Genomic DNA, 19656 nt, shown 5'->3' with positions numbered 1-19656 from the left:
ACAATTGGGGTGCAGTTCACAAAGGATTAACGCTCTTTTCATAGAATTAATTAAACTAAAGGCGCAGGATAGTTAGAAGATTACGTTTTTAATAGGTGGTGAGTCATATGGAGAGGGTAAACTTTACAAAAAATAATTCATTTAATTAAAAGGCGGAGAAAACATTTTTATTATCTAAATCCTTAATTACAAATGTACTTCCAGAAGCTGATATACAGCACGTGGGTAGCTCAGCTACTCCAAACAGCATTACAAAGGAAGATTTAGATATACAAGTACGAGTTGATGCTGTCCGCTTCCAAAAAGCAGTTCAAGAGCTTTCTAGTTTTTATGGGCTTAATGTAGGCAGTACAAGTTCAATAGTTCTGTTTGATTTGAATTTGAATACTATTAAAGATACGATATTTCATTGTTTCCAGCGATCATATCAAGCGATTAAATAACGGGGGGGGGATTTTATATGGATAATGTATTAAAAGTATCATCAAAATCAGATCCGAATTCAGTTGCGGGTGCAATTGCAGGCGTATTAAGCGAAAGAGGAAATACAGAAATTCAAGTGATTGGAGCTGGTGCTTTAAATCAAGCGATTAAAGCCATCGCGATTGCAAGAGGATTTGTAGCTCCAAGCGGTGTTAATCTGGTTTTTGTTCCTGCATTTACTGATGTTTTAATCAATAATGAAAATAGAACAGCAATCAAATTAATTGTAGGTCCTAGAAAAAAAAGATAGATTTTCGTTGATAAGATCAATAAAAGAATTGTGCTAACGGGGTGCTTTAGTAAAAGAAGATTAGGAATTTATAACAATGAAAACTCGCCATTCTGGACTGCACCAAAATTGTTAGACAAAAAACTAACAATGGAGGTGCAGTTCATTCTTGGGGCGAGTTTTGCTTTTTTTATGTGCCATTTTCGATGTCAAAAGGATCGTCATTTCGGTGATGATTTTTAGAAAAGTACCTTAAAACGGAACCCTTTATAATCAATAAGAAGTGTTTTTTTGCATACATAGTAATATTTTCTTTAAAGGGTCAATGGACCTGTCCCTCTGTCCCAATTATTATAAAAACAATTTCTCTAATTCTAGTGGTTCGATGTATTCGCCATCTTTGTAGGCGCGCATGTTTCCACCAGAGATTTCGTCGATTAGAACGATTTCTCTGTTCTCGCCGGTACGTCCGAATTCGAATTTTATATCATAGAGTTCGATACCCTTCTTCGCAAGCTCATCCTTGACGATACCTGCAATTTCTTGGGTAAGGCTTTTTAATACTTGATATTCTTCTTTAGTTAAAATGCCGAGCATGTCCAAAGCATCTTCACTAATTGGAGGATCTTCGCGATGGTCATCTTTTAAGGTTACTTCAACAAAAGCATCCAAGGATTGTCCTTCTTCAGCATATAAACCATATCGGCGCAAGAAACTACCTACAGCACGGTATCTGCAAATGACTTCAAGACCACTACCAAATACTTCAGCCGGTTTGACTGTCATGGTTGCCTGATCGATATCAGCGTCAATATAGTGAGTTGGAATCCCTTTTTCATTTAATATCTCGAAAAAGTATTTTGTTAATTTTAATCCAGCACGACCTGCACCTTCAATTGTTAAACCAACTGTATTTGCACCTGGATCAAAAACACCATCAACACCTGTTACATCGTCTTTAAATTGTAGTAAGTATTTCCCGTCCTGTAATTCATAGACATCTTTTGTTTTACCTGTGTATGTTAGCTTCATGTTAATCCTCCTACGCGAAATTTAACAACATAATAATCATAAAGATAAAATGGTGATTACACAAGAGTAAATAACGAAATATTTTAATGGAATTATATATGAATGTTAAGAATTTGGAGGAGTTTGAGGGGGGAATATTAATGAAATAGGAACATACCGCGAATTTAAACCGAAAATCCATTCTATTAATCTATTATTCTTAGTCAGGTTTACCATTAAAGTCTTTTTGTTATAATCTTTACCGAATTTTCCGAAAAATAATACGTTTTAAGAAGGATATAAAGAATATCAATAGAATATAAGTGATAAGGGGAGGGTGATATAAATAATGAATCAATCTACGGATGTTTTAGATGAAAAAACACTAGCAAGCTATCCGCAACAGCCACATGGTGGCAAATTAGTCAATCGTGTTCTTACGGGGAAAGAACGCGATGAGGCGATGGAAAGAGCGAAGCAGTTGCCAATGATCATGGTGGATTTGGAGGCTGTCATTACACTTGAAATGATCGCAACAGGGGTATTGTCTCCTAATGAAGGTTTTATGGATGAAGAAGATTACAAGTCTGTTCTGACGAAAGGCCGCTTGAAAAATGGAGTTGTTTGGCCGGTGCCACTTAGTTTCGCGCCAATTGGTGATCGAAACCAGCAGATTATTAAAACATTATCAGTTGGGGATGAGGTCGCTCTTGCGGATGAAACGAGAGAGCCGGTAGCCATTCTTAAATTGAATGATATTTTTCACTATGATCGTGAATTCCGTGCAACGCATCTTTTTGGCACAAACGACCGTAACCACCCAGGAGTAGATTCAATCTATCGCCGTATGGGGGATACGGCATTGGCTGGACCAATAACATTGCTTCGCCGCGTTCATTGGGGCCCATTTGAAGATATTCGAATGGAACCGAAAGAAACATGGAAGCTCTTTTATGAAAAGAAGAAATTTAAATCGGTTGGTGGATTTATTACAGGGGCAAATCCTTTACACCGCGGACATGAGTATATTCATAGAAATGCATTAGAAGAGTTAGAAGGTTTATTCGTTCAGCCGCTGGTAGAAATGGCAAAGCGTGAATATACACGACATGAGTTTCGGATGTTGTCCTACCGCAGTGTGCTGGATACATATTATCCAAAGGAAAGAACCATTCTTGCGCCATTACGAGTTACTTATATTTTTGCGGGGCCACGTGAAGCCGTTCTTCATGCTTTGATTATGAAAAACTATGGGTGTACACATGCGCTTATCGGACGAGATCATGCGGGTATCGGTGATTTTTATGACAAATATGCAAGCCATACAATTTTTGATGAATTCACACCAGATGAATTAGGGATTGATATTCGCTTGTTCCATGAAGTATTTTATTGTACGCGTTGCAGTACACAAGCAACTGAACAAACATGTCCACATGATGAGCAATATCGGATTAATATTTCGGGTACAGGAATTCGTGAATTACTAAGATATGGCGTGTTACCACCAAAGGAAATCGTGAGACCAGAATCAGCACGAATTGCAATCCAGGGCGTGCAGCCAAAAGGTGTAGATGAGAATCATATGGCAATCTCACCGGTTGGTAAAACGATAAAAAGTATTTTCCCATATTATTTAACGAGATCAGGAATAGGTGGTCCGAAGCGTAGAAAGCCGCTTGAGGTTGAGGAGCTTACGATTGAAGATTTAGAGACAGTCATTATGGACGCACGTGAAAATGCGGATAAAATTTATAGAGACATTTTTAAAGAGTTTAGCTATGTTTCTGACACACTTCGCTCGGCACAGCCTGATTGGGTGGCTTTTGCGAGGGAATCGATTCATCGACAGCAGGAAATGATTGTTGAAAATTTAGAAGAAAAGGTAAATAAAGCGCTGGAACAAGCTTCAGATGAATTTATGTACCAGGATAAGTCAGAAGCTGAGCGTGAATTAGAAGTGGCACAGAAAATTTTTGATGATATTCCGGCACCACTTCGTTCAGAGGATCTTCAATACCGGATTTGGAACCCACTTCCATATAAAAGGTATAGAGGTAGCGATGAATAATTAACTTTATTCAGTTGGGTAAACCCACTGAACAAAGTTAAACCTCCGGTGGATGCCACAGATTTTCAAAGGAAACTTTTCGAGCTAACTCGAAAAAATCTGGGCACAAATACGCCAAGGCGCATTTGATAAAAGCAAAAAATCACTCGCAAATGTGTGAGTGATTTTTTGTTATTTTTATAGGTAATCTTTTCTTAATTGCTCTGGTGATTTTGGAGAGATATAGCTTGGCGCTACATCGAATACTGTTTTTGCACCGAATTGCTTTTCTTGGCTTAGGCGATACGCAGCTCTTGCATATGCAACTAATACAGCCGAAGTAAACTCAGGATTGCTGTCTAGTTTTAAAGAGAATTCGTAAATTTGTGTTGTGTCTTCACTTGTTTGTCCACCGCGAATCACAAACCCGCCGTGTGGAGCTTTCGAGTGGTCACGAGTTAATTCCTCTTCAGAGATAAAATTTACTTCTGTATCATAATCAGCGAAGTAGTTTGGCATTGTTTTAATTTCATTTTCGATGGCTGCTGTATCTGCGCCTTCCTCGGCAACTATATAGCAGACACGACGGTGTTTTTCAGCCGTTGTTAGTTCAGGATTTGAACCACTGCGAACCTTATCCATTGCATCCTCAGAAGGAATGGTATATTGGACGCCGTTTTTAACACCTTTTACACGTCTAACGGCATCAGAGTGGCCTTGGCTTAGACCTTTACCCCAGAATGTGTAATTTTCGCCATTTGGTAAAATCGCATCAGCCATTACACGGTTGATTGAGAATAAACCTGGATCCCAGCCTACTGAAATGATGGCTGTTGTATTTTTTGCAGCCTCATTAACAGATTGGAAGAATTCAGGAATCTTTGCATGCGTATCGAAACTATCTACCGTATTGAACATGCTAGCGAATTGTGGAGTTTGTTCAGGTAGATCTGTAGCAGATCCTCCACAAAGCAGCATCACATCAATTTTGCCTTGATAATCACTTGCATTTGAAATATGCTCAGCTTTTACATTTGCATCCTCAAGCTTTAAGCTTCCTGGATCTCTTCTTGTAAAAACCGCTACTAATTCCATGTCAGGAGATTGTTTAATAGCCTTAATGGCACCTTTTCCAAGATTACCGTAACCTACGATACCTAGTCTAATTTTGTTGCTCATATCCATTTCTCCTTTACTATGGGACGAAGGGACAGGTTCACTGTCGCATCTTCCAATGATGGTGGGACGAGGGACCTGTCCCTCTGTCCCATTTGATAATACTTATATTAATAGAAACATTCCCAATATGCCAATATTTTTCTTCGCTGTTCGAATAAGTTTTTTCCTTAGTAAACAATCAATTAAAAGAAAATCTTAATATGACCTCTTAAAAGTTCTTCGAAATTTCCATCTGCATTTTTTGCAGGAATTTACTTTGTGTGTCTTCAATCGTTTCTGGTATATCAGATGAAAAACCGACAATTGTAATAATCCCGATTAATTCATTGAGATAATTCAGAACAGGTATAGCAACAGATGACACTTCAGATATCAAAGGTTCCTTAGCAAAAGCGATTTTTTCCCTCCATATCGTCTCGTTCTCACTAGAATCATCAATGATAGTAGAATTGTAGTTTTCTCTCCAATTTTTTGTTTTATGCTGCTCCGCAAATAGATTAAAAATTTTTCCGCCCGCAGAATTTGGTGGAAGTAACGTTCCAATCTCGGCACCAATATTTAAGATCTGATTGGAGCGGGTGATTTTTGCAACCACTGGTCCATTAAACGTTGGTACTGAGAATAGAGCCGTATTGTTTGTATGTTCACTAATCGATTGTAAATAGGGTGAAATGATTGCGAGGATATCCTGATTCCCCATAGCAGTCATTCCGTATTGAATCAATCTTGAACCTAAGTGATACAATCCACTATTCTGATCTCGAAAAATTAAGTCATCTTGGACAAGGGTATTGATATATTTATATAAATTGCTTTTTGTTATGTTTGTCTCTTCTTGTATTTCTGTAATCTTCAACGGCCTCTTCGCCTTTGCAATGGTATCTAAAATTGAAATTCCAATACTTAGTGATTGGATGGTATCTCTGCTTTTTTTTGTTTCCATTTCGACTCTCCCTAATTATCAGTAAAATTAAATTATTTTGACATTGACTTTATAAAAAATTCTGACATATAATTATTATATATAGTATAACTCATTATCACAATAGTGGAATTCGTTTTAAAGGTGGGTGATTTTACTGTAAAACATACTGCACCATTTCTAATATTATGAGTGTGCAAATATTCATAAAAAATTACAACAAAAAGGGAGAATACGATGAAACTTATTACTTATACTACAGGCGGTTATACAAGAATTGGAGCAATCACGGATGACAATAAAGTAATCGATCTAAATTATGCCTATCAAGCTCAATTACAAAGTGAAGGAAAATATCGCTTTAAGGAGATAGCAGAGGCATTTGTTCCTTCTGAAATGGAAGCGTTTTTACAAGGTGGTAAAGAAAGTTTTGAAATTGCACAGAAGGCAGTTAATTACGCATTAGAAAATCCAGATACATATGCCCATCAACTCATTTATAACAGGGAAGAAGTTAGAATCGAAGCACCATTACAAAAACCGGGGAAAATTTTTGCGGTTGGACACAACTACCGCGAGCATATTTTAGAGATGGGGCGCCAGATTCCATCACATCCAGTATTATTTGCAAAGTTTGCGAATACCATTATCGGTCCAGAGGATGATATTCCGTTCCAACCTGTTTCTGAGCAATTGGATTATGAAGCGGAATTTGCATTTGTTGTCGGCAAACGTGCGAAAAATGTTTCAGAAGAAGATGCACTTGATTATGTTGCAGGATATTCAGTCGCAAATGATGTTACGTATCGTGATATTCAAAGACGCACATTACAATGGCTGCAAGGTAAAACAGTAGATGGAAGCTTACCACTTGGGCCTTGGTTAGTTACTGCAGATGAAATCGATGATCCGCAAACATTGGAAATGGTGTTAACCGTTAACGGTGAAGAGCGTCAACGAACAAACACAGCTAATCAAGTGTTTACAGTGAAACGTTTAGTATCCTTTTTATCACAATTGGTTACATTGGAGCCGGGCGATATTGTGATCACTGGAACTCCTGGAGGTGTTATTCAAGCAATGGAACCGCAAGTTTGGTTAAAGGACGGCGATGTTGTGCGCGTCGAAATCGAAAAAGTCGGTGTGTTAGAGAACACAGTAAGGAAAACGAGGGAGGAATAGGAACATGACGCAAAATTATATTACTTCTGTTAATGAATCGATTGATAGAATCATAGAAACAATAAGTGGTTTATCAGAAGAAACCATTCGTTGGCAGCCAACAAATGATGAATGGTCAATCATGCAAATTATCGCCCATATTGTTGAAGCATTACCGTATTGGGTCGAAGAAATCGAGCAGCTTGTAGAAACACCAGGAAAAGTATGGGGTAGAAACCATCTACATGAGGGTCGTTTGGAAGCCGTTAAGCCAGAAACAGTCAATGCGATTTCTGTAAACGAAATGGTTAAGGAGCTTGAAAAGGTCAAACAAACGGTTCAAGCCGGAATTGAAAATTTAACGGAGAAACAGCTTTCGGCAGAAGCGACAAGCGTGAATCCAAACTTTGGAACGAAACCGCTGTCATTTATTATTGAGCATTTAATTGATGGGCACGTGAACAAACATGAGGGTCAGATCCAACGTAATCTATCCAAATTAAGCAGCAAAAGTTCAAATTAATAAAAAAGAGGAGAGGTTTAAAATGGCTGAAAAAGCAAGTTACCTTAAAGATCAAGATGTAAAGGATTTTACGAAGGACATTCAGCAATATAATCTTGGACCATTATGGGAAGCGATTCCAGAAGTAATGAATAAAACTCCAGAACCTCATGCACAAGCCTACTTATGGACAGGAGAACTGATTGAAAAGAAATTAATGGAAGCCGCTGATATTTTTACCCCAGAACGTGGTGGGGAACGTCGCGCTATCTATTTTCAAAATCCAGGATTAACATATCGTCAGCCTTGGGGTCATGTGTCAACGACTCAAACTTTATATGCTGCCGTTCAGCTTCTATTACCTGGGGAACAAGCACCATCGCATCGCCATACACAATCTGCGCTTCGTTTTATTACTGAAGGTGAAGGCGCTTATACAATTGTTCAAGGGGAACGAATTTTTATGGAAGAAGGGGATTTCCTCATCACGCCAAAAAACCTCTGGCATGGGCATGGTCATCTTGGCGATAAGCGGATGATTTGGATGGATGCGTTGGATATTCCGACGATTTATAATCTTGGTGGTACATTCTTTGAGCCTTATGCAGATGGTTTGCAACAACCGAATGTTCCTGACAACTTCTCTGAAAAACGATACAGAGGTGGAATGGTGCGTCCAGTTGGTGATGAAAAATATGATGTAGCTCCGCTAGCAAACTATAAATGGAGTCGTACGGTTGACGCAATTAAAGGTTTAATGGAATTTGATCCAAATCCAAACCATGGCTTTGCGGTGGATTATATTAATCCAACTACTGGAAAGTCTGCTAACCCAACGATGGGTACAAGAATGCAGTTCCTTCCAAAAGGATTCAACACAACAGCCCTACGCCATACACATTCAACTATTTATCATGCGTATAAAGGATCTGGTTATACGATTATTAATGGTGTTCGCTTTGATTGGAAAGCAGGCGACTATTTCGTTGTACCAAACTGGGCCTGGTATGAGCATGTTTCTGCGGAGGATTCTTACCTATTCTCGGTTAATGATCTTCCAATTATGGATCGCTTTGAACTAGAAAGAGAAGAACAATACGAGAAAAACAATGGACATCAGACGGTTACTGGAGAGTTCAAACCTGATTTTAGATAAGGATCGGAATTTTTTAAAGGTGAAGCAATCTTGTTGTTTCCCTACATATTTCACTAGTAAAGGAGAGGATAAAAATGACAAACAGCAAACAGAATCCGATTATCGTTGTGGGTGGAGGAATAGGCGGATTGGCAACGGCACTTGGACTTGCCCAAGGCGATAAATATGTAAAAGTATTAGAACAAGCACCGGAATTTGGGGAAGTAGGCGCCGGAATTCAGCTTGCTGCCAATGCAACAAATGTATTACAAAAACTAGGTGTCATGGATAAAATCAATGAAGTTGCCGTCTTTCCAAAACGTTTAGTATTAATGGATGCGTATACAGGTGAGGAATTATCCGCACTTGACTTAGGTCAAGTGTATCGAGAAAGATATGGTGCACCGTATATTGTATTGCATCGAACTGATCTTCATAAGGCTCTTCTTGATGCATGTAAGGCACACCCGAATATTGAACTTGTTACAAATCAAGAAATCAAAACAGCAGCTGATAATGGCGATTCTGTTGAGGTATTTACTGCTGCTGGAGATTCCTTTACAGGCTCTGCTGTAATTGGTGCAGATGGGATTTGGTCAAATACACGTAAATTATTTGTTGACGATGAGCCAGTTTGCTCTGAATACGTAGCATATCGTGGGGCTATACCTATGGAGGAAGTAGCGAATGCGAATGTAGGAGACCCAGAAGATGTGTATATGTTTATTGGACCAAACATGCACGTTGTTCAATATCCGGTCAGACGTGGTGAGCTATACAACCAAGTCGTAGTGTTTAAAAGCAGCCAGTATCGAAAAGAAATTGAGCATACGGATCAGTGGGGAACCCCAGAAGAAATGGATGAGTTTTTTAAGGATAAATGTGACCGTGTGAGGACAGCAATTTCGTACATCTCAAGACAAAGAAGATGGCCGATGTATGACCGTAATCCAATTGAAAACTGGACACAAGGAAACATTACCTTGATGGGCGATGCTGCTCACCCGATGCTTCAATATTTGGCACAAGGGGCTTGCCAAGCATTAGAGGATGCTGGATACTTGGCCGATATGGTCAGAAAATATGGTGATAATTATCAACAGGCATTTGTAGAGTATCAAAAAGAACGTCTACCGCGTACTGCCTATGTACAAACAAGTGCTAGAAACTGGGGTGAAATTATCCATTCAACGAATCCAATCACAACATTGCTCCGCAACAAGATTTTAGAAAATCGTACAGACAAGGATTTCAAGTATGTTGATCAATTCCATGGATATAAGAAAGTTCTTGAAGAAGTAAACTAACAGATTTATATACTTGGATAAAAAGCAATAGAGGAAAACTCCTTTATTGTTTTTTATTTTGCTTAAGCGAAAATCTCCGCAATAATGATGATGCTGTGCATCTCCGTTTAATGTTTTTTTCCTACAAACTAAAAAGTTTAATTATACATATTGACACTTTTACTACCGAGGTAGTAATATCTATTTAAGGAGTTGAATTAATTGAAAATTAATGAAATTGTAAATAGTTTAAAAGAATTTGGATTTACGGAGTACGAGTCAAAGGTGTATATCGCCCTTTTGCGTTCACATCCATCAAACGGCAATATAATTGCTACACTTTCAGGTGTTCCGGCTCCGAAAGTGTATGAAACACTTCGAAAAATGCAGGATCGTGAAATTGTTAGTAGCGTTTCAGGAGGAGACAAAGGAAACAAAATCGGATACATACCAGTCTCTTATCAGGAACTACTTGATCAAAAAAGGAAAGCGTTCTCGGAGAATGCGAACTTTTTAGAAAAAGCTCTTGAAGAAATCTCTACGATTAGTGATACGAATTGGACAGAGCTTTTTACGATACATGGTTACTCGGCATCCATTGATGCGATTCAATCTGCAATCGAAAATTCTAACACTCAAATTCTTTTGAATGGTTGGACGGAAGAATTAAAGGTTTTGATGGAGACTTTACAGGCTGCGTATAACCGAGGTGTGGAAATTGTCACTCTAACATTTGATGAAGCAGAATTGAAGGTACCATGGAAAAAATTTACCCACTTTCAAATTGATAATGCGTTACGACGCCATGTAGGAGAACTTTGTATAGTTATTGATAATGAAAAATCAATTATATTCAAAACTCTTAGTGAGGGGGAAGGTGCTCATGCTGTAATCTCAAGCCATCCTTCCACAGTGATGACAACTAGTAACTATATTCGCCATGATATTCTAGTTAATCGATTGACGTATGAATTTAAGGAAGAACTAAAAAACCGATATGGGGAAGATTTTGACAAGCACATTAATGAATTTTAAACCAAGCTGCTTTTATTAGATTCAAGTTTAAAAACTTTACAGATAAGGAGAAAAAATATGAAACTATTAAATTTTAAACAAGATGGTGAAATACGCTTAGGGATTAAAACGGAAGAAGGAATCATTGATACGACCTCTTTATTTGATAGCCTTATAACGATGGAAGAGGTTATTTCTCAAGGAACTGAAGGATTAACAGAGCTTCAAGATGCTATACAAAATGCAACTGTTTCATATGTGGATGAATCGACTCTTACTTATGCGCCAGTTGTCACAAGCCCCGAGAAGATTATTTGCGTAGGCTTAAACTATGCAAAACATGCAGCTGAAGCAAATCTTCCAGTACCTACTTCTCCGGTGTTGTTTAGCAAATTTAATAATGCACTTGCTGCACACCGTGAGATCATTGAACTCCCGAAAAATGGGGAAAAGTTTGATTACGAAGCAGAACTTGTCATTGTGATAGGCAAGACAGCGAAAAATGTAAGTGAAGAAGAGGCACTTGATTATGTGTTTGGCTACAGCGTTGGAAATGATTTTTCGGAACGTGGTTTCCAATTTCGTACAAGTCAGTGGCTATTAGGGAAAACAGGTGATCAGTACGCCCCTGTTGGTCCATATCTCGTAACAGCAGATGAAATCGATGATATTCACAATTTGAAAATTGAGTGTAAAGTAAACGGTGTTACACGCCAATCAGAGAATACAAAAGATATGATTTTTAATTGCTCAGAAATTGTGAGTTATGCTTCGCAATATATGACACTAAAGCCAGGTGATCTAATTTACACTGGTACACCATCCGGGGTTATTGTCGGCTATCCTGAAGAAGAACAGATATGGTTAAAATCAGGGGATGAAGTTACAATTTCTATAGAAAAACTTGGATCCCTTACGAACGTGCTTGAATAATTAGTCAAGAAAATTTGTCACCATCATAAAAAGAAAACAACTAGAATGTGTGGATAATTATTGATATAGGTAAGGTTATCCGCACATTCTTTTTATTGGAAATAAACGAAACGAACTACTTCTTGAACAGAATGGATGTCTTTTTAGGATGGAAGTTAAAAAAATGTAATCGTTTTCGTGTCGGGAGGTGGATAACAAATTTTTGTTCCTAGAGGTTAGGTTGTGAAATTATCAAATACGAAAAAGGAGGTTAATTAATGGAAGGAACAATATTATCTCTACTGCCATCAGTCATCACAATCGCTTTAATTATATTCACACGAAGAATTTTCTTATCGCTGGGAGTAGGAATCGTTTTAGGCGCAATCATCATAGAGCAGTGGAATGTTTTAGCTAGTGTTGGTACTATTTTTGAAATTATGAAGGGTGTATTGCTAGGCGATAGCAAAATACTTATCTTTGTTTTACTGATAGGAATAATGACTTCGCTTATTTATCTTTCAGGTGGAATTCTAGCTTTCTCGGAATGGGCACTTAAAAAGGTCAAAACAAAATTTCAGGCTAAATTGGTTACACTTTTATTAGGCTTTGTTATCTTTTTTGATGATGCTTGTAGTTGTTTACTACGTGGTAATGTTGTGAGGCCAATAACTGATAATCATCGAATTTCGCGATCGAAATTATCATATTTAGTTCATTCAACTTCTGCACCAATCATCCTAATCATACCTTTATCAGGTATGGCAGCTGCAACTGCTGCTATTATGGGTGGGATTTTATCTGATAATGGGATTACAAATTATGGGGCTTTTGAAGCTTTTATCTTAACAATCCCGAACAATTATTACGCGATTACATGTCTTTTAATGGCATTTATGGTTGCTTATTTTGGAATAAACCTCGGACAGATGCGACGTGATGAAAAACGAGCAACTCAAGAAGGAATTTTATTTGATACCTCTAGAGGAGTTGTACCAGGACAAAGTGATAATGAGTTACCAGCTAGAACAGACGGAAAAGTGGTTGATCTAATGCTTCCTGTTCTATCTCTCGTTGTAGCAACTATCGTGATAGCGCTTTGGATTGGTATCTCAAATATTGATGGACCCATCACAGGTAGTGGGATTTTAACAAATATGGATGTTACGACTGGTCTTGTTTATGGTAGTTTGTTGGCTTGTATCATTTCTCTACTAAAATTAGTTGTAAGGAAGACTTCGTCAAAAGATATAAAAACAGCCATGGTGGCAGGTTTGAAAACCACGTTACCAAGTGTTTTGATCTTATTTCTGGCACTAATTACAGCGGAAATTATTGGAGAATTAGGTGTTGGAACCTTTTTAGCGACACTCTTTAATGATACGACAACGCTTTCGTGGTTCTCAGTGATTTTCTTTGTTTTTGCAGCTATTATGTCCTTTTCAACAGGAAGTACATTTGGAACATTAATTTTAATGCTACCAATAGGTGGCGAAATCATGGCCATCATCGACCCAACATATGTCATACCAGTATTCGGTGCTGTTCTTGCAGGATGTATATTTGGTGAACATAGCTCTCCGTTGTCAGACACAACTATTCTCTCTTCAATTGGAAGCGGTGTACATGCTATTGACCACATTATGTCACAATTGCCATATGCATTAATATGTGGACTTGTTTCAATTTTTGGTTACATGATCCTAGGCTTCACTAACAACGTGATTATTGGTCTTCTTTCAACAATTCTAATCCTTGCTTTAGTTGGTTATTTACTAAAAAATAAATATTCTACAAGTAGTTCTTATGAAATGGATGCATCAAATTAAAAGGTATAAGTGCAAAATTAGTTATTTGAATTTTCGTATGATTAATAATACTCCAAATGTCTATGAGTGAATTAATGAACTTGATTGAGGGGGTTGTTTAATAATGAGTTATGTTCTTGATAATGACCAAATTGTTCAAAGGGAAGAGGTTCAAATTGATTTTTTGGACAGAGCGTATGTATTTGGCGACGGTGTTTATGAAGTGATTGGGGTCTATAATGGAACGCCCTTTAAATTAGAGAAACATTTAGCGAGACTTCAATACAGTGCAGATCAGATTGAACTAAACCTTCCATACGCCTTAGAGGAACTAAATAAAAAAATACTGGAACTTATTGAAAAAAATCATCTGTTGACTGGCTTTATTTATTTACAAGTAAGCCGAGGAGTTGCACCAAGAACACATCACTTTCCTCAAGAAGAGGTCGCACCTAAACTTATCGCACACACGACAGAAACATCGAGATTACCAGAAGACTTTTATACAAATGGTGTTGAAACAATGTTTGTAGAAGATGTTAGGTGGCTGAGATGTAACATAAAAAGTTTGAATTTGTTACCTAATGTTTTAGCAAAAGAAACAGCCATTAAGAACAATTGTTTTGAAGCCATACTTCATAGAGGTGAAACGATTACAGAAGGCAGTTCATCCAATGTGTTTGTCGTAAAAGGAAAAAAGCTTTACACACATCCAGCGGATAACTATATATTGAACGGGATTACTAGACAAACAGTGTTAGAAATTTGTGAGAAACATAGTATTGAAGTGGTTGAACAGGCTTTTAATAAAGATTTTTTATTACATGCAGAAGAGGCTTTTTTATCTGTAACGTTCTTAGGCATTATTCCAATCCGTAAAGTTGATGGAAAAAAGCTTGAACTAGGTGAAATGACGAAGACCATCCAAGATGAATTATACAAACTTACACATAAGAGCGGGATTGCTTCTCTTTAAAAATAGTAATAGTGGGTTGTGAAACAAGTCGTTACAAAATGATTCAGATCAACATATAAAGAATCGGGGGAGCAAAGTAATGAATAAAGAAGTTACAAATGTGCCATTTTATGGTGGTCGGTTTACTTCATTAATACCTTTTGGTCTTTTCATCATTATAGCAATCTTAATTTCACTACTTAAAGCGCCAGACCTAAGAGGTATGTGGGCTGCCGCATTAATCGGAATTATGGTAACCTATTTTTTAAGTAAGGATAAAGAAAAGTATTCTCAGGCCGTTATTGAAGGTATGGCGGATAAGATTGCTGTTATTCCAGTCGTATGTTGGATTTTCGCCGGAGTATTTGCACAGGTGTTAAAAGAATCAGGATTAGTTGATGGCATTCTTTGGGCTGCGTATCATATAGGTGCTACTGGTACATTTTTTGTCATTATATCCTTTGTGGCCAGTGCTTTATTTGCAACTGCGACAGGGACTTCATTTGGAACAATTATCGCAGGGATATCTGTCTTATATCCGGCAGGTATATTATTAGGCGCTGATCCGATTGTATTGGCAGGCGCAATTGTTGGTGGAGCAGCTTTTGGAGATAATATTGCACCAATTTCTGATACAACAATATCATCTGCAGCAAGTCAAGGTGCAGATGTAGGTGGCGTTGTGAAATCCAGGATTCGATATGTAATTCCGGCAACTATCATTACGATCATTCTACTGGCTATTTTTGGCGGGGGTGGTTCGTCACAGGATGTCCTTCCCTATGATCAATTAAGTCAACATATGAACCCATTGGGTTTGGTGATGCTTATTCCAGCAATCGTAACCATCATATTTGCAGTTAAAGGGGCACATTTAATTAGTGCAACGACAATTGGAACGGTTGTGGGGATTATTATTGCACATCTATTTAAATTAAACAGTCTTTCAAATTTAATTTATATTCAGGATGGCGCTGCGCAAGGCGTATTGGTAAATGGAATTGGCGGGATGGTTGATATCTGTATTTTTGCCTTATTGATCATGGCTTGTGTCAATATTATGAAAGTAGGAAATGGTGATAAAGCATTAATGAGTATTGCAGAAAAATTTATATCAACTGCAAGAGGTGCGGAAGCTTCTATTGGAGGATTAACATTAGGACTGACTTCTGTAATGGGGCTAAATGCACCGCCTATTCTTGCAATAGGAATTTCTTATGCAAAGCCTATTGGGGATAAATATAAAATTCATAAATATCGTATTGCCAATATACTCGATGCTTTTGCAAATACGCTGTGCTTCGTATTACCTTGGTCACCCGCGCTATTTTTAGTTGTCTCATTAACTGCTGAAGCTAACAGTGTCTATGGTGAAATAGTTCCAGTTCTATCAACCGGACAACTAGGTATTTGGATTATATATTGTTGGGCTTTGTTGGCTGTTATGATCTTTTCTGTATTAACTGGTTGGGGAAGGACTTATATGGGAAGAGATGGAGAACCAATTAAATCCCTATCCTTAGCAGATGACAATAATAATAAAAATATCGGAGTTTAACTCTAAATAAATCATAGTATAATAGAGTAGAAGAAGGTCTTAATCTTTCTTCTGCTTTTTAATGTTTATGAAAATTTAGGGATAATTAACATTTTAAAAAGGAGGTTAACCCGATGGATAATCTGATTCTTTGCAGATGTGAAGAAGTGACATTAGAGGACATCAAAAACACAGTTAGTAAGTACGAATGCTCTGCCCGTGAAGTGAAATTACGTACAAGAGCTGGGATGGGCTATTGTGGTGGGCGTTTATGCAGGACTTCAGTAGATTCCGTTTTGCATGAGATAAAAGGGGAAAAACCTGGAAATGAAATACCGTTAAATGTAAAACCGCCTGTTAGACCAGTATCCCTATCATCATTAGGAGGTCAGTCATGAATCATAACCGTATCATAACGCATCCTGTTTTAGGTAATTTAGAAAATAAAAAACCAATTACTTTTACATACGATCAAAAAACGCTTCAAGGATTTGAAGGCGATACCATTGCGTCTGCACTTCTTGCAAACGGTATTCGTCTCTTACGTGTACATGAAGGAAGTGGGACACCACGCGGGATTTATTGCAATATTGGCCATTGCTATGAGTGTCGGATGACTGTCAATGAAACGTCAGGAGTCCGTGCATGCTTGACGGAGTTACAGGAAGATATGATTATTGAAAGTGGAAAAATGGAACCGCTTCCATTCGGTCAAACAACTAGTGCAGATGATTTGCCTCGAACATACGCAGAATTTACTAAAAAACGCGAAGGTAATAAGGAGGAAGATTCACATGTATGATGTTGTTGTCATTGGTGCGGGTCCAGCAGGCTTGTCAGCAGCTATTGCATGTCGTGAATGGGATTTACACGTTCTCGTAATTGATGAATTCCCAAAACCAGGGGGGAGATTACTAGGACAGCTTTACCAGGAGTCAAACGGCGAATGGTGGAATGGGCTGGAAGAAGCTAAAAAATTGCTGCAAAAGGCAACTGATTTGGAAACGGATATCAGGTGCAGTGTTTCCGTTCACCATATTGAAAAAACAAGTACTGGCTTTTGTATACATACAAACATCGGCAAATTTAATGCCGAAAACCTTCTTCTTGCAACAGGTGCAGCAGAAACCCCAGCTCCAATACCAGGATGGACTCTCCCGGGGGTAATGTCCATCGGTGCAGCGCAAGTGATGACCAATGTGCATCGGGTTCGTGTTGGTGAAAAAGGAATCGTCGCTGGGATTAACGTTTTGTCAGTCGCCATTGCACATGAACTGCACTTAGCGGGAATCGGACTACACAGTATGGTTTTGCCAAGCTTGAACTCGGTCACGAAACAAGCCGGAAATCCCAAGCATGTGATGGAAGGGTTAATTCGTGTAGCACATCTAGCTCCGTCTGCCTTTCTAAGGTTTGGAAGTAAATTTGCGAAGGCTGCTTGGATACGCGATTTAGCTGTGCAATTTTATCCTAAAAATGGCATAAAAATGTGGGGAATGCCCATTAACATCCGTAAAGCAATCGTTGAAATTAATGGTAAAGATCAAGTAGAGTCCGTAACGATATGCAAGGTGACTCCTGATGGAGAACGCATACCAGGCAGTGAAGAAATCATTGATGTTGATTTTGTTTGTATAGCTGGTGGACTTTATCCACTTGTAGAGCTTGCTTCTGTTATCGGTTGTCCATTCCAATATATTGATGAGCTTGGAGGACATGTGCCTGTGCATAATGAACAAATGGAAACTCCGATTGAAGGGTTATTCGTTGCTGGAAACATTACAGGAATCGAAGGCGCAAAAGTTGCTGGTGCACAAGGCACACTCGCAGGACTAACTATCGCTAAGCGAAAATTGAAAGATATTGCTGACATAAGCGATCGAGTGCTTCATGCAATGGAAAACGTGAAATCGACCAGGAGAGACGCAGCGATTCAATTCCATCCAGGAATCAATGAGGGACGGGCAAAAATGGAGAGAGCGTTTCAAGCACACGAGCAAGTAATGTAAGATTTGTCCACGGTGTTTGTCTCTTTTTCTATTATTTTGGGTAATAAAACAAGGGGGATCCTAGATATGAATATGAGTAACCGTACGGAAGTAGCCATTATCGGTGGTGGAATTGTTGGATGCGCGATTGCATACTATCTTTCAAAAGCCGGAATCGATTGTATGTTAATTGAAAAAGGGGATCTCGTAAGCGGTACATCTTCAAGATGTGATGGGAATGTCACAATCGTTGATAAAGATCCCGGTTTTGATAGCCAAATGTCATTGGTGAGTCAGGAGCTCATTGTTGATTTGTATCGGGAACTTGATTTGCCATTTGAATATCGTGCATTAGGAAGTATCCTCGTTTGTGATAATGATGAAGAAATGGAAGCTGCAACAAAGTGGGTAGACACGCAAAGTAAAGCGGGATTGAAATTTAATGTTCTTGATCCAACAGATATACGTCAGGAATCCCCATTTTTTGCTGATGATATCCCTGGGGGACTGGTTTGTGAAACAGACTCACTGATAAACCCATTTTTATTCTGCTATTCTTTAATTGATAAGGCGAAGCAATATGGATTAAAATTGCGTACACATTCAGAGGTTACTGCCATTACGAAAAAAGAAGATTTTTCGATTGAAACAACAAGTGGAACCTATGTTGCAAAAAAAGTAGTCAATGCTGCAGGCGTATGGGCCCCTTTTATTGGAAGAATGCTTGATATTGATATCCCAATTGTCCCGAGAAAAGGGCATATTCTTGTTGGTGCAAGGCAGCAGCCAATCATGATGCGAAATGTGATGGAGTTCGGTTATTTAATGAATAAATTTGGCCGTGAGCGTAAGGTAGATCCACAAACAAAGGAACATGGTGTTGCACTGGTGTTAGAGCCTACAGAGAGTCAAAACTTCTTGCTTGGCAGCAGTCGTCAATTTGTGGGGTATGATGGAAGAGTTGATATTAATGTTGTGGAAACAATGGCTAAAAGAGCACTCCGATTCTTCCCTAAAATAAACGATTTTAAAATGATTCGAACCTATACTGGTTTTCGACCGTGGACTGAAGACCATTTACCGATTATTTCCGCAGTGGATCGAGTACCTGGATTCTATATTGCAGCCGGACATGAAGGTGATGGCATAAGTTTAGCAACAGTCACAGGGAAATTGGTAGAAGAGTTAATCCGTGAAAAAGAAGAAACGATTATTCCAGTCGATCCTTTACGTTATGATCGTTTTGTAAAAACAGCTGTGAATTGATGTGTAAATTTATATAACAAAAAAAGCTCCTATTGTAGAAGATGTTGACTTAGTTTTGTTCTATTAAACAAATAAGTCTTTTACATAGGGGTTTTTACTATGAATAATAAAGAGTTAATAATTATAGTAGATTCATTTTTCTGATAATTTAAAAAACCATGTTGACAACATGATAAAAACACAGTAAATTATGTATTAATAGTAAAAATAGTAATAAT

17 protein-coding genes and 2 pseudogenes are annotated in these 19656 nt (G+C 38.1%); 16 read left to right on the top strand and 3 right to left on the bottom strand.

The window, feature by feature from the left end; genetic code table 11:
• Positions 1 to 173 precede the first annotated feature (173 nt).
• Positions 174 to 443, top strand: a pseudogene (locus tag V7112_RS16830) (GrpB family protein); the annotation flags it as partial.
• Positions 444 to 460: 17 nt separating this feature from the next.
• Positions 461 to 733, top strand: a complete 273-nt coding sequence (locus V7112_RS16825) for a stage V sporulation protein S (RefSeq protein ID WP_335421889.1) — start codon at positions 461 to 463, stop codon at positions 731 to 733.
• A 330-nt stretch (positions 734 to 1063) separates the two neighbouring features.
• On the opposite strand, the gene V7112_RS16820 is transcribed toward V7112_RS16825, so the two are convergent.
• Positions 1064 to 1744: a phosphoribosylaminoimidazolesuccinocarboxamide synthase gene (locus V7112_RS16820; RefSeq protein WP_335421887.1), complete on the bottom strand. Its 681-nt coding sequence runs from the start codon at positions 1742 to 1744 to the stop codon at positions 1064 to 1066.
• A 328-nt stretch (positions 1745 to 2072) separates the two neighbouring features.
• On the opposite strand from V7112_RS16820, the gene V7112_RS16815 reads away from it, so the two are divergent.
• Positions 2073 to 3794 carry a sulfate adenylyltransferase gene (locus tag V7112_RS16815; RefSeq protein ID WP_335421884.1) on the top strand — a complete coding sequence of 574 codons (1722 nt, stop codon included), beginning with the start codon at positions 2073 to 2075 and terminating at the stop codon, positions 3792 to 3794.
• 177 nt (positions 3795 to 3971) lie between these two features.
• Here the strand turns inward: V7112_RS16815 and V7112_RS16810 are convergent, their stop codons facing one another.
• Both V7112_RS16810 and V7112_RS16805 read right to left on the bottom strand, forming a co-directional pair.
• Entirely contained in the window at positions 3972 to 4952 is a 981-nt protein-coding gene (locus tag V7112_RS16810; RefSeq protein WP_335421882.1) for a diaminopimelate dehydrogenase, read from the bottom strand.
• A gap of 208 nt (positions 4953 to 5160) precedes the next feature.
• Positions 5161 to 5895 carry an IclR family transcriptional regulator gene (locus V7112_RS16805; RefSeq protein WP_335421880.1) on the bottom strand — a complete coding sequence of 245 codons (735 nt, stop codon included), beginning with the start codon at positions 5893 to 5895 and terminating at the stop codon, positions 5161 to 5163.
• Positions 5896 to 6111: 216 nt separating this feature from the next.
• Between V7112_RS16805 and V7112_RS16800 the strand changes: the two genes are divergently transcribed.
• The 13 genes and pseudogenes from V7112_RS16800 (at position 6112) to V7112_RS16740 (ending at position 19438) form a co-directional block, all read left to right on the top strand.
• The gene (locus V7112_RS16800; RefSeq protein WP_335421878.1) at positions 6112 to 7056 is read left to right on the top strand and encodes a fumarylacetoacetate hydrolase family protein; all 945 of its coding nucleotides are present in this window, start codon (positions 6112 to 6114) and stop codon (positions 7054 to 7056) included.
• Between the two features lie 4 nt (positions 7057 to 7060).
• Complete coding sequence (locus V7112_RS16795) at positions 7061 to 7558, top strand: DinB family protein (protein ID WP_335421876.1); 498 nt, start codon at positions 7061 to 7063, stop codon at positions 7556 to 7558.
• Positions 7559 to 7580: 22 nt separating this feature from the next.
• Positions 7581 to 8693 (top strand): cupin domain-containing protein, encoded by a 1113-nt coding sequence (locus V7112_RS16790; RefSeq protein ID WP_335421874.1) that lies wholly within the window; start codon positions 7581 to 7583, stop codon positions 8691 to 8693.
• Between the two features lie 74 nt (positions 8694 to 8767).
• A complete protein-coding gene (locus V7112_RS16785) occupies positions 8768 to 9979 on the top strand; it encodes an FAD-dependent monooxygenase (protein ID WP_335421872.1) in 1212 nt (403 codons plus the stop codon).
• Positions 9980 to 10180: 201 nt separating this feature from the next.
• Positions 10181 to 10993 carry a TrmB family transcriptional regulator gene (locus V7112_RS16780; RefSeq protein ID WP_335421869.1) on the top strand — a complete coding sequence of 271 codons (813 nt, stop codon included), beginning with the start codon at positions 10181 to 10183 and terminating at the stop codon, positions 10991 to 10993.
• Between the two features lie 57 nt (positions 10994 to 11050).
• Positions 11051 to 11905 carry a fumarylacetoacetate hydrolase family protein gene (locus V7112_RS16775; RefSeq protein WP_335421867.1) on the top strand — a complete coding sequence of 285 codons (855 nt, stop codon included), beginning with the start codon at positions 11051 to 11053 and terminating at the stop codon, positions 11903 to 11905.
• A 257-nt stretch (positions 11906 to 12162) separates the two neighbouring features.
• On the top strand, positions 12163 to 13713 hold the full coding sequence (locus tag V7112_RS16770; RefSeq protein WP_335421865.1) for a Na+/H+ antiporter NhaC family protein: 1551 nt from the start codon (positions 12163 to 12165) through the stop codon (positions 13711 to 13713).
• A 103-nt stretch (positions 13714 to 13816) separates the two neighbouring features.
• Positions 13817 to 14668: a D-amino-acid transaminase gene (dat, locus tag V7112_RS16765; RefSeq protein WP_335421862.1), complete on the top strand. Its 852-nt coding sequence runs from the start codon at positions 13817 to 13819 to the stop codon at positions 14666 to 14668.
• A 79-nt stretch (positions 14669 to 14747) separates the two neighbouring features.
• On the top strand, positions 14748 to 16205 hold the full coding sequence (locus tag V7112_RS16760) for a Na+/H+ antiporter NhaC family protein (protein ID WP_335421861.1): 1458 nt from the start codon (positions 14748 to 14750) through the stop codon (positions 16203 to 16205).
• Positions 16206 to 16318: 113 nt separating this feature from the next.
• Positions 16319 to 16582 (top strand): (2Fe-2S)-binding protein, encoded by a 264-nt coding sequence (locus V7112_RS16755; protein ID WP_335421858.1) that lies wholly within the window; start codon positions 16319 to 16321, stop codon positions 16580 to 16582.
• Positions 16579 to 16884 (top strand): annotated as a pseudogene (locus tag V7112_RS16750) ((2Fe-2S)-binding protein); the annotation flags it as partial. The gene V7112_RS16755 and the pseudogene V7112_RS16750, both read left to right, overlap by 4 nt.
• Before the next feature lie 94 nt (positions 16885 to 16978).
• Positions 16979 to 18193: an NAD(P)/FAD-dependent oxidoreductase gene (locus tag V7112_RS16745; protein WP_335421856.1), complete on the top strand. Its 1215-nt coding sequence runs from the start codon at positions 16979 to 16981 to the stop codon at positions 18191 to 18193.
• A gap of 66 nt (positions 18194 to 18259) precedes the next feature.
• Positions 18260 to 19438, top strand: coding sequence for an NAD(P)/FAD-dependent oxidoreductase (locus tag V7112_RS16740; protein ID WP_438823903.1), 1179 nt, complete (start codon positions 18260 to 18262; stop codon positions 19436 to 19438).
• The last annotated feature ends 218 nt before the right edge of the window (positions 19439 to 19656 follow it).

The sequence above is a fragment of the Bacillus sp. JJ1566 genome (assembly GCF_036962685.1).
GTDB lineage: Bacteria > Bacillota > Bacilli > Bacillales > Bacillaceae_L > Ferdinandcohnia.
Note: the sequence above shows the minus strand (reverse complement) of the source record. Positions and strands in the feature narration are given on the sequence as shown.